At 62.1% G+C, this 16215-nt stretch carries 4 protein-coding genes (1 of these 4 running past the window's edge); all 4 read left to right on the top strand.

The features are described from left to right. Window positions 1-11199, top strand: partial view of an LEPR-XLL domain-containing protein gene (locus tag AC3WWH_RS18375; RefSeq protein ID WP_492377143.1) — the final stretch only. The gene continues 15774 nt to the left of window position 1, outside the view; only the last 11199 of its 26973 coding nucleotides appear in the window; its start codon lies beyond the left edge, outside the window; the stop codon is at window positions 11197-11199. Window positions 11200-11363: 164 nt separating this feature from the next. After that, on the top strand, window positions 11364-13109 hold the full coding sequence (locus tag AC3WWH_RS18380) for a GAF domain-containing protein (protein ID WP_197417247.1): 1746 nt from the start codon (window positions 11364-11366) through the stop codon (window positions 13107-13109). Between the two features lie 10 nt (window positions 13110-13119). Further along, window positions 13120-15267 carry a peptidase M50 gene (locus tag AC3WWH_RS18385; protein WP_058320899.1) on the top strand — a complete coding sequence of 716 codons (2148 nt, stop codon included), beginning with the start codon at window positions 13120-13122 and terminating at the stop codon, window positions 15265-15267. Between the two features lie 111 nt (window positions 15268-15378). Further along, a complete protein-coding gene (locus AC3WWH_RS18390; RefSeq protein WP_063891425.1) occupies window positions 15379-16200 on the top strand; it encodes a SapC family protein in 822 nt (273 codons plus the stop codon). The last annotated feature ends 15 nt before the right edge of the window (window positions 16201-16215 follow it).

Raw genomic sequence — 16215 nt, forward strand, 5'->3', positions numbered from 1 at the left:
CTCGCCCATACCTATGACGGCGACATTCGCATCACCGTGCGCGAGACGGCGGCACAGGGGGAGAACCTCGACCTGCTGCACAGCGGCAGCGCACGCTTCTCCGAGGACGGCCTCACCTTCCCGACCTTCCAGGCTGATGCCGAGCGTCTCATCCCGCATGGCCAGATCTTCGCCGAGAAGGGCAATGTGCAGTTGCGCGTCGGCGACAACGTCACACTCGATTCGAACAGCGAGATCCTGGCCGCCAAGCGGATCGACATCTATGGCGACGTCACCGCCTTCGACGAGGCCATCACCCTGCTTGCCAATGCCGATATCGGCTTCGGTTCGGTCATGCTGTTGCGCGGGCGCATCATCGCCAATGCCGCAGTAACGCCCGGCAACAAGAGCAGTGGCACGCCTGTTGGTACCGCTGCACCAAAGACGGCTGCGCCTCACGCCACGAATCTGACCTGGATCTTTGGCAATACCGATGTCGATACCATCCAGTTCGGCGATCCCTCTGGCGCCGGCGGCACCAATACCCAGGGCAGCCCCGGCTATATCTTCCTCGGCTCGAAGACGCGGGCCTATGGCAGCCAGAACCTCGACCCGACCAACGCCGACGGCGAAGATCGCTTCACGGTCTACTACCTGCAGGATACAGCGACGCAGACATCGCCAAACATGACGACAGCCGCCGAGCACACGCTGACGCTCGACGGTGTCTCCGGCAGCGACCTCTACGAGGTCTACACGCTCGGCTCGAACAATCCGGGCCGCGGCACGGCCGGCACGGACTTCAACCGCAACTACGTCATCAACGTGCTCGACAGCGGGCGCTCCAACGACGGCGTCGATGCGCTGAACATCTATGGCTACAACTCGGCATTCAACGGCAAGGACGGCGACGGCAACAAGCCGATCGACGACATCTTCCTGCTGCGCGGCGCGAACTTTCTGCCGCATGAAACGGCTGATCGCCCGGCCTATGTCGCGATGGTCTACGGCCAGCCGACCACCTATGCGGACACGATCGAAGACAACGAACCGTCGAACGAGAGCGCACGCATCAACTACGACACGGCCCTCAATGGTCGCGTCACCGTCGAAGGCCTCGGCGGTAACGACAACTTCTATTCCGACGATACGACGGCGATCGTGTCGCTTCAGGGCGGAGCGGGGGACGACTCCTTCCAGATCGGGCAGATCTTCGGCAACAAGCGCACCGACGATCCGGAAAACGGCGTCACGCCGTTCTTCGGCGGCGGCCTGCTCGCCCAGGACGTCTTCCCGGACATGGTTGCTACGACTCGCGGCTGGCTGAGCCCCGGCATCAGTGCGCCGCTGGTCGCGCAGGGCGGAACCGGCAACGACGAGTTCCGTGTCTATTCGAACCAGGCTGAACTGAGGCTCGAAGGCGACGACAACAACGACCTGTTCATCGTGCGCGCCTTTGCGATCGCCGCTGTTGCCAACCAGGATTGGAATGGCGACGGCACGATCGACCAGGACGACTTGCCGGCTGTCACGCTCGACACCAATGGCGACGGCGTCATCAACTTTGCCGATGCCGATTCCACGCCCGACGACTACACCGACGACGTGATCGTGCGCGACGACCAGGGCGTTGCGATGCCGATCATCGGACTCGGCTTCTCTGTTGCGCGGGCGCCCGACATCCGCGCCGGTGGTGGTGAGGACGAGGTCCAGTACAACGTCAATGCTCCGGTTTCCGTCGACGGCGGCACGGGCTTCGACAAGCTCGTCATCCTCGGCACGGAGTTCGCCGACGACTTTGCGATCACCGAACGTGGCATTTTCGGCGCCGGCCTTAATGTGCGCTACACCACGATCGAAGTGGTCGAAATCGATGGTCTCGAAGGTGACGACGAATTCTTTGTCCAGTCGACCGCCTTCGGCGTTGCCTATCGCGTCATTGGCGGCCTGGGATCCGATACGATCAACGTCACCGGCGACGTGACCGAAGACATCGTGACCCGCGAGCTCGAAGGGGCCTCCGGTGCTGTCGATCATCTCGTCACGTCCGGTGACGCGCTCTACGACGGTGTGCTGGTCGACGGTTTCGACTACAACGTCGCTTCCGGAGAAGAGGGCATCATCCGCATTGACGAAACCGGCGGCTTTACTGCCGTGCGCGAAGGCGGCCCGGTCAATGTCGACAGCTACACGGTGAAGCTGGCAATCGCTCCGCTCGCCGGCCAGGTGGTCTATGTCACCGTGTCTGCGGCACGCTCGCCGCAGGAAGAGGAAGACGGCACACTGTTGAACCCAGCGCCTTTGCCGAACGGCCTCGGCGACACGATCTGGCTGTCCACCGTCAACCCCGGCGGAACCGTCACCGACAGCGACTTCCAGCATATTGTCATGGTCAACGGCGTACCGCAGATCATCAAGGATCGCGCGGTCGTGCTGCGGTTCGACAGCGGCAACTGGATGAATCCGCAGATGGTCTACGTCTATGCGCCGGACGACCCGCGGGCAGAAGGCGACCGCGTGGTCGTCATCCAGCACAGCGTGATTTCCGATCTCAGCGGCGTCGACACAAATGTCATCGACATCGATGCCGAATATCCCGATGGAGACCCCTTTGACGCGGCTGACGTCCGCAACGTCGAAGTGCTGGTCAGGGACAACGACACACCCGGGATCTATGTCACCGAGGTGGCGCCTGGCACGAACATCGAAGACGGCCGGTCGCTGGTCATCGAAGGCAGCCCGACGACCCAGTTGACGGACGAGATCCTCGTTCAGCTTTCGACGGCGCCGGAAGTGGGTGACATCATCGTCGTCAAGCTCTTCCTCAACGAGGCGAGCGACGAGGATATCCAGATCTTCGATGTCGACGATCCGACGAACATCTTCAACTCGGTCGGCGACCGCATGTACAAACATGCCGACGGCTACTGGCGGCTAACCTTCGACCATACCAACTGGGATGACCCGGTTCGCATCGGCGTTCAGGCGCGTGACGATATCCCGCGCGAAGATCCGCATACGGCGGTCATCTACTTCCAGCGCGACGACGTTCTGACGACTGACGCCGACCACGACTATGTCTTCCCGAACCTGCGCTCCGGCCCCGGCTATGTCGACATCGAAGTCATTGACAACGACACGGCCGGCGCCGTCGTGCTCGAAAGCGGCGGCACGACTCTGCTCAATGCCGATGGCAGCGACACGGACGACTACACGATCCGGCTGACGAAGGCGCCCAGCACCACCGTACAGGTCGCGATCGTCACCGACGGGCTGGCGGATGTCGTCAGCGTCAACGGCGTCGCCGTCACACCCGGCTCGGGCTATACGGTGATCGGCGGGCTCAGGCCGACGCAGATTTTCGACGGCAACCTTGTCTTCAGCAATGACGGCCTCAACGGCAAGATTACCCGCGGCACGGGCGCCGATCTCGGCAGCTTCGTCGATGAAGGCTTCTTCGTCGGCCAGCAAATCCGCGTCGGCAACGCCGGCGGCAACAGCGGTGACTATTACATCACCGCAATCGACACGGTCGACGGCAAGTTCATCAAGGTTGACCGGACGTTCGGTACCGGCGGCCAGCTTGCCGATGTCATCCTCTCGGACCTCGCCAGCGATGGCGCCTTCACGGGCAATATCCAGTTCCATACGGTCATCGAGGACGGCACGCCCACCTATCGGATGACGATCGCCGGCCTTGCCGACGATGCGGACGGCTGGCTCGCCTATGGCTTCCTGGAAGGCCAGTGGATCCGTGTCTTCGACGCCGCCGACAACGTTATCGGCAACTTCAAGATCGCGATCATTCGCGGCGAGAACGACACCAAGGATGCCACGATCCAGATCACTTCGGAGAACGCTGGACTGCTGCCGGTCGGCAGCACGCTTGCGGGCGTCAAGGTGCTGCGCACCGCGGCGGTCGCGACGTTCAATCCGGGGAACTACTATATCCAGCAGACGGTCGTCCTGCAGGCGGATGACAACTACGACATCCCCGTCACGCGCGAAGGCGTGAAGGTCTTCCCGGCTTCGGGACATTATCTCTCGAAGCTGCGCGGACCGCTGGCTGTTGAAGGCGGCCCGACGGGCGCTGACCGTTCGCTGGAAAACGGCCTGAAACTGCCGGGTGAAGCGGACGACTTCCTGATCGCCATCGGCGCCCAGCCGCCGGAATCGCAACAGATCGATGTCCTCAACATCTTCAACGACACCAGCAAGGAAGATGTCGACGGCGTCATGACGCAGACGACGCTGACCGGCTTCAACATGGCCGATGATCTGAGCCTCGGCCTCGGGGTCACCGGCGATCCGACCTTCGGCGAATCGGGCTTCTTCCCGGGCGGCATCAGCTTCGGCAAGATCAGCGTCGGTTCTGACGGCCAGTTCGGCACCAATGCGACGCAAAGCACCATCGAGGTCGTCAATCTGATGCTCGGCGAGGGCAATGATGGTCTCGTCATCCAGGGCACGCTCGATCCGGCGCCCTCCGTTCAGGTCACCAATAATTTCACGGTGACGCCGAACGGCAACAACGGCGGCACGATCGTGCGCGCGGGCTTCGATTGGAAGGCCATGGGCTTCCTCGTCGGCCAGACCGTGAAGATTGCGGGGCAGGTGGGCACCTGGACCGTGGTCGCGATCAACGACGCCCTCATCGATCCGCTGCATCCGGAAGAAGGCGCCGACCCGAACGACAATTCGATCCTGGTACTCAGCGGCCCATCGCTCGCTGGCGTTGCGAGCGGCGCACTGACCATCACCGCGATCGACAAGGACGTGATCACCGTCAACAAGTCCGTCGACGTCCTCCAGACGATTGCCGGCGGCATCATCGAGCGCACCGATGGAGGCTCATGGACCGGCTTTGCGGTCGGTGACTTCATCACTATCGACGAGGACTTCGCGAAGGGTGAATACCAGATCGTCTCGATTGTCGGCTCGACGATGCGCGTCACCGGCGGTCAGCTCGCGCTCGTCAGCGACGCGCCCCGGACCATCAACCGCATCAACCCGGTCACCAGCGCCATCCTGCAAACGGTGGTCACCGATGTCAGTATCGATCCGACCTATACCGGTGGCATCGTCACCCGTCAGGACGGCGTCAAGTGGGCGGACGAGGGTTATCTTGCCGGTCACCTCATCACCATGGTCGATGAAAACGGCAAGCGCGACTTCCGCATCATCGAGATCTCCGATGACGGCTTCTCGCTGAAGCTAGAAGGCGCATTGCTCGCCACACAGAACGATGCGGTCAAGAGCTTCTATGTGCAGGGTGCGCATGGCGGCCTGACGCTCGTCCACGGCGGCGGCAACATGTACCTCGAAAGCGCTGGCAAGATGAACATTGCCAGTGGCGGCGGTGGCTCGATCGTCGTGACCCGCCTCGATGGGCGCGACTGGTCCGAAGACCGGTACCAGGTCGGCCAGGTCATCCAGCTTGAGGGCGAGACCTACACCCGGACGATCCTTGCCATCGTCGACGCGACCCTTCCGCCGCCGCCGAACTCGGCCCTGACCTGGGGCGATCTCAGCGCCCTGGTATTGAGCGCGCCGAACACCCACATCGGGCAGGGGCCCGGCGTCTCGCTGGCGGCCGATGCGTTCAACAGCTACGCCGAACGCTCTCTGCATGTCGCCGAAGCACGCACGATCACGGCTTCCGGCACGATGAACGTTGCCACCAACAGCCTGACGCGCAGCGCCGGGAGCTGGCAAGCAGACGGTTTCTATGTCGGCCAGAAGGTCTATGTCAGCGGCCATGCCGGACCGTTCACGATCCAGGCGCTGACTGCCGCGGTGATGACGTTGCAGAACGTGGCGTTGACACCGGCAACGGGCGTCCAACTGACCGTGTTCGGCTATGACACCACGCTCGATGGCGGCAAGCGCGTCGGCGGCGACTACATCAAGGTCAATGGCGGCGCCGGTCCGAACTCGCCGCTCGTCATCTATGGCGACACCAGCCAGGACGGCATCTGGTATTCCGGCCAGGCACACAATGTGCTCGGCATGGAATTCGGTGAAAAGCCGTTCGATCCCTTCCCGCAACTGCAGGATGGCGAGAACGAAGACGATGAATGGGTCTTCCCGCTCGCCAATCCCTACAAGCTCGCTGGCAACGACGTCATCGACGCCAGCGCACTGTTTGCGGGCGTTGCAGGAGGGAGTCTGCCCAGCGTCGGACTGACGATCTATGGCGGCGCGGGCAACGACACGATCTATGGCAGCCAGGCCGGCGATCATCTGGCCGGTGGTTCCGGCGACGACCTGATCATCGGCAACCGCGGCGTCGATCATATCTATGGCGACAGCGGCGTGAACGTGAACATCTTCACCCGCCAGCTCTTCATCGACACGGTCGACAACAGCCCGTTGCCTTCCGCCAACCCGAACACCGACACCAACGGCACCACGATCAAGCCGGTGAAGTCGGCGGTTCGCGACCTCATGCAGGCTGGCCGTGACCTGATCTTCGGTGATGGAGGGTCCCATCTCGGCTACGGCCCGAGTGCCGTCGCTGCGGCCGGCGTACTCGGCGACTTCGACGACATCGTCTTCGCCGACCATGGCGTCGTCGAGATGTTCGTGGACGATCCGAACCTGCCGTCCGGTCTCAAACAGCGAATCCAGACGACCGAGCTCGTGCTCGTGACGGCGATCAAGTCGGCCGAGCTGCAGAACGGCGCCGACGATATCGTGTTCGGCGGGCTTGACCGCGATGTGATCGTCGGCGGTGCCGGCCATGACATGCTGGACGGCGACCAGCAGGACGATCGCATCTTCGGCGACAACGTCTACCTCACCCGCCAGGGCGGCGCGGACGGCAACTTGCTGGACGACACATTCAGCAAGCGCTTCCAGACCTTGGCCGGCGCGCTGCTCTACAGCCGCACGGATCGGCCGATCCCGGCTGGCTTCGGCACCGTCACTGGCGACAACAGCGGTCTCCTCTTGGTCGACGGTATCGCACGCCGTTACCGCGACCCGGACGGCGCGCCGTGGTGGAGCGAGTATGCGGTCGACTATGCGACCCTTCACACCTTCGCCTTCGACCAGGGAGCTGCCGGCGTTGGCAGTTTCGGCAACGACTACATTGCCGGCAGCGAAGGTCATGACGAAATCTTCGGCCAACTGGGCAATGACGTCATTCAGGGCGACGGAGGTATCGAACTTGCCTTCGCCGGCACCTCGCATGTCGGTGCATCCCGGACGTCGGGTGGTGTTGCCGATCCGATCGGTCCGTTGACAGTGATCGCATCCTTTGCTGCTGCGAGCGATGGCCAGGACTACATCGAAGGCGGTGGTGGCGATGACCAATTGTTCGGCGGCCTCGGCCAGGACGACCTGGTCGGTGGCTCGTCCTCGTTCTTTAGTCTGACCGATGCAAATGCACGGCCTGACGGCGACGACTACATCTTCGGCGGTACCGGCGCCGAAATCGACCGGAACGACCTCGACCTTCCGGGCGACGGCACCCTTGCGGCTGCGCGTTATGCCCGCGATGCCGATACCATGGTCGGCGACAACGGTAATATCGTCCGTATTGTCGGGATCAATGGCGTCGATATCAACCCGAACGGGCTGGCAAACCAACAGCTCTACGTCCGGTACAATTACGATGTGAATGATCCGGCCCGCACCGGCGCCGAACGCATCGTCGTCCGCGGCGTTCACCTTCTCGACTACACACCGGGCGGCCCGGATTTCCGTCCTGACCTGTTCTCGAAGACGAACCCGAACGACGCGGCCTATCGCAACGAATTCGGTCTGTGGGCGAAGAATGACATCGGCGGCCATGACGAATTCCACGGCGAAACCGGCGACGACATCGCCTATGGCGGCGGCGGCCACGACCGCATGTTCGGCGATGCCGAGAATGACGATCTGATCGGCGGTTGGGGCAATGACTGGATCTCCGGCGGTACCGGCCAGGACGGCATCCTCGGTGATGACGGACGGATCTTCACGAGCCGCAACAGCGCCACTTATGCCGAGCCGCTTTACGGCGTCCTGGCCCTCCTTGCCACCGACCCGGATACCCGCACCAGCCAGGGCGACGTCCTCAACGAATTCATCTACACGCCCGGGCAGGTGCAGACCGAGACGATCAATATCGGCGGCCAGCTGAAGAAATCCGTCGACCTTACGCCTTATAACCTGAAGCCGAACGCTCAGGGCGCAGATGATCCGCTGTTCGACGCCAATGTCGTCGACGACATCATCTTCGGCGGTCTCGGCGACGACTTCATCCATGGCGGCGCCGGCGACGATGCCGTCGGCGGCGGCGAAGCCCTGCCGCTCAGCTACACCCAGCGCTTCGAAAACGGCGTCGTGGTCGGGCTGGTGCGCACCGATTTCACACGGCCCTGGAACCCGGGAGACATCCTGCGCTTTGGTGCCGATACCGATCCGTGGAACGCACCGAAGCCGGTTCAGAGTAAGCTCGGCGAATTCTTCCTCTATGACGAATACGATCCGCGCCGGACGATTCTGTTCAATGCTGACGGAACCGTCTGGAAGTCGGGTGCTGCGCCGACCCAGTTCCAGTATTTCCTCAACCTGGTCGACAATGAGGGACCGTTGGTCAACGGCGCGATCGCGTTCTCGCCCAACGGCACGCCGATCGCCTTCGCCGACCGCAATACGGACGGCAGTGACGCCATCTTCGGCGACCTCGGCAACGACTGGATCGTCGGCGGCACAGGGCGCGATCACATCTATGGCGGCTGGGGCAATGACCTCATGAATGCCGACGATGTGCTTAGCACCAATGGCTGGATGAACGACCAGCCGGAAACGCATCCGGTCTACGAGGATCGTGTCTTCGGCGGCGCCGGGCTCGACATCCTGATCGGCAACACCGGCGGCGACCGCCTGATCGATTGGGTCGGCGAGTTCAACAGCTATCTCGTGCCGTTCGCTCCGTTCGGCATCGCGACGGTCAGCCGTCAGGTGCCGCCGCAGCTCTTCGACTTCCTCTATGCGCAAGCCTTCAGCGATGGTGTCGACATCACCCGCACGGCCGATACCGGAAGCGTCAATGGCAGTGACCAATACAGCCATGTGTCGCAGTTCCAGGGCGGGGTCGAAGGCGAACTTGGCCTGGTGACCCAGAAGGATCACGGCATCTGGCAAGACCAGACCGGCGGACCGACTGATCCGCAACCGGGCAATATCCCCGGTGGACGACGCGACGTTCTGCGCACGGCCGACTTCAACGACGGCACGCTCGACGTGTTCGCCGCCGACCAGGGCAAGTTCTCAGTCTCGAGCGGCATGATGTCGGTCGAATCCGAGACATCGTGGGGGCAGGCGGCTGCCGTCTTCTATGCCGACCAGTACCTGCCGATCTATTTCGAGATCTCGGCCAAGATCACCGCTCAGAAGCCTTTGGCGGGCTGGAAGGCCAACTCTTATGTCATCTTCGACTACCACTCGCCGACCGACTTCAAATGGGCTGGTATCAACATCTCGAATGACAAGATCGAAATGGGCTACCGCGACGCCAGCGGCTGGCACCAGGTCGCCCAGTCGAACAAGCCCGTCCAGTTGAAGGCTGGCATAACCTATGACGTGCTCCTTGCCGTCAACGGCACGAACGTCACGGTGACGGTCGCGGGTGTGAACTGGTTCGGCTACACCTTCGCGCCGAGGATCGAGGATGGCGTGCCCGTGGGCCTCAACCGCGGCCTGGTGGGCGCCGGCAACGATGGCTCCAAGTCGAAGGTGGACAACTTCTCGGTTCAGATCCTGCCGCCAAACCTGTCGCTTGACTATACCGACAACTTCGACGCAACCAGCCGGTTCCCGATGAGCGGTACGGCGGCCACGGGCTGGACCGTCGCAGGTGGTCGCTTCGTCGGCGCCGCCGGCGCTTCCATCAGCACGTTCAACCTTGGCACCAAGCTCCGGGCGGACTCCTACCTCGAACTCGAGGCCAAGCTGCTGACGGCAGGCACGGGCGGTATCGTCTTCGACAGCTATGGTCCGAACGACTACAAGTTCGTCGCCCTCGATGCGGTCAACGACAAGGTCCTTGTCGGCCACGTCAGTGCCAAGGGCGGCTACAAGATCGATCAGTCCTTCAGTCGCGTCCTTGATGTCGGCGTCGACTATTCTTTGAAGGTGATCTTCAAGGGGGCGGCGGTCAGCATTCAGGTGAACGGCGGCCTCGTCGGCACCTATGGATTCAATGCTGCACTGGTCGATGGCGGCTTCGGCACGATGTCACGTGTCGGATCAAGCTCGTTCGATCGCTTCCTGATCCGTACCAACGATCCCGCCTTCAACACGTCGACCAATCTGCTGGCGGCGACCGGCGACACGACCGTCGCCGGTGGCGAGATCACGAGAGGACAGGCACTCTCGGTGCTCGACGATGCCGTCGCCCTCTGGGCGAAATCGGGACTGCTCGATGCATCAACCTTGGCGCGCCTTGGCACGATCGATCTGCAGATCGTCGATCTCGAGGGCGACCGACTGGCCGAAGCCGTGTTCGGCGCAATCAGGATCGACCGCAACGCCGCGGGACGGGGCTGGTTCGTCGATCTCACGCCGCAGGATAACGAGGAGTACAGCCTTGTCGACGGTAAGTGGCAGGCGATCGGTGGCAGCCCTGCCGCGGGACGCTTCGATCTGCTCTCGGTCCTGCTCCATGAAATGGGTCACGAGGCCGGATTGGTCCACTCTGCCGACGATGCTGTCGGCGGCGTTATGGCCGAAACGCTTGAGGTCGGCGAGCGCCGGTTGCCGCTGCCGGCAACCCAGTCCGAAACGCGAAACGACGCCCAGGTGTTCGATGAGGAGCTCGGTCTGTTCGTAACCCCGACTGAGCGACGGCTGATGCAACTTGCCGGCATCAGCGCCTCGGATCTCCATATCTCAGGGGGTAGCGAGGCGAACGAGACAGCCGCGGCATCCGGCTGGGCCGGAAGCGGCAGAGGCGCTCTGGCGGTCGCCTGGCAAACGGCAACAGGTGGGGGCGATGGCATAGCGCGCTTCGGCAATAGCGACGAGAAGTCATGGGTCTTCGACGAGGCAACCGGCACGTTTGTCGACCCAACGGCCTGGACGCAGGTCGGAGATCACGCCGCCAAGACGTCTGGCGCCGGTGAGAATGATGCGGATGCGAGTGAGCAAGAAGTGTTGAACGGCATAATCGAGTGGGAGGCCCGAAAGGGACTGCTTTCTCGACTGGTCAGTCTCTTTGGAGGGCGCTAGCGTGCGAGTAAACTGTCTGGCCACCGCGTGCCGGCATGACTGATCACATTGCCAGGGAATATGCACCACCGCCCCCGGTCGAAGGCCCGGGGGCGGTGAAGTATGCTATTTTGGATCAAGCACTCTGGCAAAAATTCCGCAATGCGACCGAGCCAGACGAATTCATGGAGACGTGGCTGGCCATACTCTGCCGGCAGATCTCTGGCGTCGCCAGCGGCATGGTCATGCTCGGGGAACCGGACACCGGGCCCTACACGCCGATCGCGTTCTGGCCGGAAAGGGCCGCCGACGAGGGGTTGACGGCCATCGCAGAGAGGGCGCTGAGCCAACGCCAGGGCATCTCCACCGGAACGACCGGTAGCCGTATGGTGCAAATGATCGCTTCGCCGTTGATCGTCAACGAGCGCTTGTACGGCGCCTGCGCGCTTTCGCTTTCCGTCGAGCCTGCTTCCATCAACGCGGTGATGCGCAAGGTGCAATGGGCCTCCGGCTGGGTCGAGGTCCTGCTCAGGCGCCAGCTCCAAGTCGAAAACGAAGAAGTCAGCGAACGCAACAGGCTGGCCTTCGACATGCTTGCCGCGGTGATCGAGGCAAAAGGTTTCGCCGAAGCGGCCACCGCGCTCGTGACGGAACTCGCCATGCGGCTTGCCTGCGACCCCGTCAGCGTCGGTTTCGTCCGCGGACGGCGATGTCGTGTCGCGACGGTCTCGCATGCGGCAGGCTTCGGCAACAAGGTAAACATCATTCGCGACATCGGCGCGGCGATGGACGAGGCTGTCGATCAGCGCGCCATCGTTCTCTACCCGCCGCAGGAGCACTGGGAGTATCGTGTCCTTCGGGCGCACGAAGAGCTGGTCGAGACGCACAAGTGCGGAGGCGTGCTGACGATTCCCCTGCAATCTGGGCATCAGATCGTGGGCGCCCTGACGCTGCAGCGCCCACGCGGCAGTGCCTTCGACGAGACGACCGTCGACCTGTGCGATGCAGTGGCAGCGGTCGTCGGACCAGTACTTGAGGAAAAACGCCGCAACGACAGGAACGTCTTGGTGAAGCTTTGGGAGGCCGCCGGCAACCAGTTGCGGCGCCTGCTGGGCCCAGGCTATTTCGGCCGCAAGCTCGCGACGCTGATTGCCGTCATCCTGGCCGCCTATTTCAGCGTGGCCACAACGGAATACTCCGTCACGTCTTCGGCTGTCGTTCGCGGTACAATCCAGCGAACCGTCGTGGCGCCATTCAACGGCTATGTATCCAGCCAGTCGGCAAGGGCCGGCGAAGTGGTCAAACAGGGGCAGATCCTGGCGCAGCTCGACGACCAGGATCTGACACTGGAACGGCTTCGGCTGACGACCACCCGACAGCAGAAGACGACCGAATATGACCGGGCGCTGATGCAGCACGAACGGGCCGAGGCGCTCATCGTCAAGTCGCAGATCGATCAGGCCGACGCCCAGCTCGCTTTGATCGACGAACAGCTCAAGCGCACCCGGCTGCTCGCTCCCTTTGACGGCTATGTCGTCAACGGCGACCTCAGCCAGTCGATCGGCGCTGCGGTCGAGCGCGGGCAGGAGCTCTTTACGATCGCACCGCTCAAGTCCTATCGCGTCATCCTCGAAGTCGATGAAAGCGACATTGACGATGTCGAGATCGGCCGCCAGGGAGTCCTGCGAGTTTCCGCGCTTCCGCAGGAGCCGCTCACCTATCGGATTGAGCAGATCACCGCGATTTCCACCCAGAAGGAGGGACACAATTTCTTCAAGGTCGAAGCAGCTCTGGATCATCTGAGCGATCGGCTTCGGCCTGGTATGGAGGGCATTGCCAAGACCTCCGTCGACGAACGGCTCCTGATCCGCGTTTACACCGACAAGATGGTGCAATGGGCCTATCTCGCCGCGTGGCGCTGGTTGCCGTGAGGGCGCGGACATGGAACGGTCCTACTTCAGCTCATCCTGGTACCGCGTCGCGCAACTGAAGCTGAAGCTGCGCGGCCATGTACGCATCCATCGAACGGTCTTTCGTGATCAGCTCTGGTACGTGCTGCAGGACCGAACATCCGGGCGTTTCCACCGTTTCACGCCCGAGACCTATCTCATCATCAGCCTGATGGATGGTCACCGGACAATGCAGGCGATCTGGGACATCGCCTGCGACAAGCTCACCGACAAGGTCGTGACCCAGGATGAGGTCATCCAGCTTCTCGGGCAGTTGCACGCGGCGGACGTCCTGTTCGGCAATGTTCCGCCCGACATCAATGAAATCGCCGAGCGCGGCAAGAAGGCGCGCAATCGCAAGCTCTTGATGAGTTTCGGCAATCCCCTCGCCATTCGCTTCGGCCTTCTCGATCCGAACGAGTTTCTGAACGCCACCGCCATTGTCGGCCGGGTGCTGTTCTCATGGTTCGGCGCGCTCGTCTTCATCTGTCTTGTCGCCTATGCCGCCGTTCTTGCCGGCATGAGTTGGAACGCGCTGACCGCCAATGTGACCGACCGCGTTCTGTCAACGTCGAACCTCTTCCTGATGCTGATCGCCTATCCGCTCATCAAGACCCTGCATGAGCTAGGGCACGCCTACGCAGTCAAGCGATGGGGCGGCGACGTCCACGAGGTCGGTGCGATGATGCTGGTCTTCATGCCGGTCCCATATGTCGATGCATCCGACAGCCTGGCTTTTGCCAGCAAGTGGCAACGCGCCCTCGTCGGTGCCGCCGGCATTTTCGTGGAAATGACGCTTGCCGCGGTTGCCCTCATCGTGTGGGTCTATGCGGAGGAGGGGCTCGTGCGGGCCTTCGCCTTCAACGTCATGCTGATCGGCGGCGTGTCAACCGTGCTCTTCAACGGCAACCCGCTTCTGCGCTTCGACGGTTACTACGTCCTGAGCGATCTTCTGGAGATACCCAACCTCGCGAGCCGGGCCAATAAATATCTTGCCTATCTCGTTCAGCGCTACGCCTTCAAGATCGGCTCGGTCAACTCGCCGGCGACGGCGCCTGGGGAGGAGTTCTGGTTCGTTCTCTACGGCGTCTCGGCGTTCTTCTACCGCCTTGTGGTCACTGGCGCGATCATCGCGCTCGTCAGTCAGAAGTTTTTCATCGTCGGTACCTTGCTCGCCATCTGGGCGCTCATTCTGATGTTTGCAGTGCCGCTGGCAAAGGCTTTCTGGTTCCTGCTGACGAGCCCGCTCCTGCGGCGAAGCCGGGGCCGCGCATTCGCAGTGGTCGGCTCCGTCCTCGCCGCAGTCGCGCTGGTGGTCTTCGTGCTGCCCATTCCGCACGCGACTGTCGTGCAGGGGATCGTATGGTTGCCAGGCGATGCGATCGTCCATGTTCAGACCGATGGTACGGTCGATGAAATTGCCGCCGCACCCGCCGCCGAGGTCAGGGCTGGCGATCCACTGATCCGGCAGGAGGATCCGCTGCTGGCGGCGCGCGTCGACCTGCTGCAACTGCGTGTCGCCGAGCTCCAACGGCGTCTTACCAAGCAGGATCTGTCGGATCTTGCCCATGCGAGCATGGTCAAGGAGGAACTGCGGCTTGCGCGTGCCGATCTCGACCTGGCACGGCAAAGGCAGGAGAATTTGATCGTCCGAGCACCATCGAGCGGCACGCTGATCCTGCCCGACGATCGCGACCTGCCCGGCAAGTTCGTGCAACGTGGCAAGGTGATCGCCTACGTTGCGCACTTCGACAAGCCAACCATTCGGGTCATCGTCCCGGAGGAGGACGCCGACCTTGTCCGTTCGCAAACACGGGACGTAAGTCTGCGCTTCGTCGAGGATTTTTCGAAGATCTACAGGGCGGTCGTTGTCCGCGAGGTTCCGGCGCTAACCGACACATTGCCCAATGCGGCGCTCAGCACCGCCGGCGGCGGTGCCATTGCGCTCGACCCCCGCGACACGTCACAGCGGCGGGTGCTTGCCAATCTTTTGCATCTCGACCTGATGCTGACCGAGAGCCCGACCGTGCCTCGAATAGGTGGACGTGTCTTTGTGCGGTTCTCTCACGGGTCCTCGCCCGTCGCCAGTAGAATTTATCGTTCAACGCGGCAGATATTCCTGCGTTTATTTAAAGTTTGACTGGACACGAAGTCTAATAAAGTGTTCGATCAAATCAGCCTGAGTAAAAATCTGGCGATTGTCTTTTAGAATACCTGAGTGGCACTTACAAGATACTAGAGGGAAACCACCATGACAGCGCAACTTCTTTTCTATCAAGACGTGCATCCTGTCTCGGCCGATCGCCATAAGGATGTGTCGATTAAAAGCGGAACTTCATACAAGTTCGCAAAAGAAGTGAACTCGGTTCCGGTGACGGCCATCGAATTTGCTCAGGCCGCCGCCGAATATCCGATCGTCTTTGCCGGCACGGACGACACGGTGACACCTGCGGTGGTTCTCGGCGCCCAGCAGACGCAAAACCTCTTCGTCGGCGACGACGGTGCCTGGCTCGGCAAATATGTGCCGGCGTTCGTGCGCCGTTATCCGTTCGTGTTCTCAACGGACCGCAGCGGCAAGACGTTCATCCTTCACATCGACGAAAGTTTCGACGGCTTCAATCGCGAAGGCCGCGGCGAGCGCCTGTTCGACAGCGAGGGACAGCAAACCCAATACCTGAAGAGCGTGCTTGGCTTCCTGCAGGACTATCAGGCAAGGCACCAGCGAACCCGCCAGTATTGTGAGCGGTTGAAATCACTGGGGCTGCTGCAGCCGATGCAGGCCCAGTTCAACCTCAACAGCGGCGAACGCCGGTCGCTTTCCGGGTTCATGACGGTCAACCGTGAAAAGCTGAAAGCGCTGGCAAGCGAAGACATGCAGGCCATGTTCACCAATGACGAGCTGGAATGCACGTACCTGCATCTTCACTCGCTCAGGCATTTCTCGAGCATGCTGGAGCGCATGCCCGAAGCCGTGGATGCTGCCGGTAAGGGAGACGCTCCGCCCGCCGTACCGAAGCAGCCGAAGAGCTACCGGAACGGCCAAGATGCGCCCGTCGAGGAAGCGAGCGCCTAAGGCGGATTGGGCAAG

It is taken from the genome of Ensifer sp. EB106-03-01-XG145 (assembly GCF_058792075.1).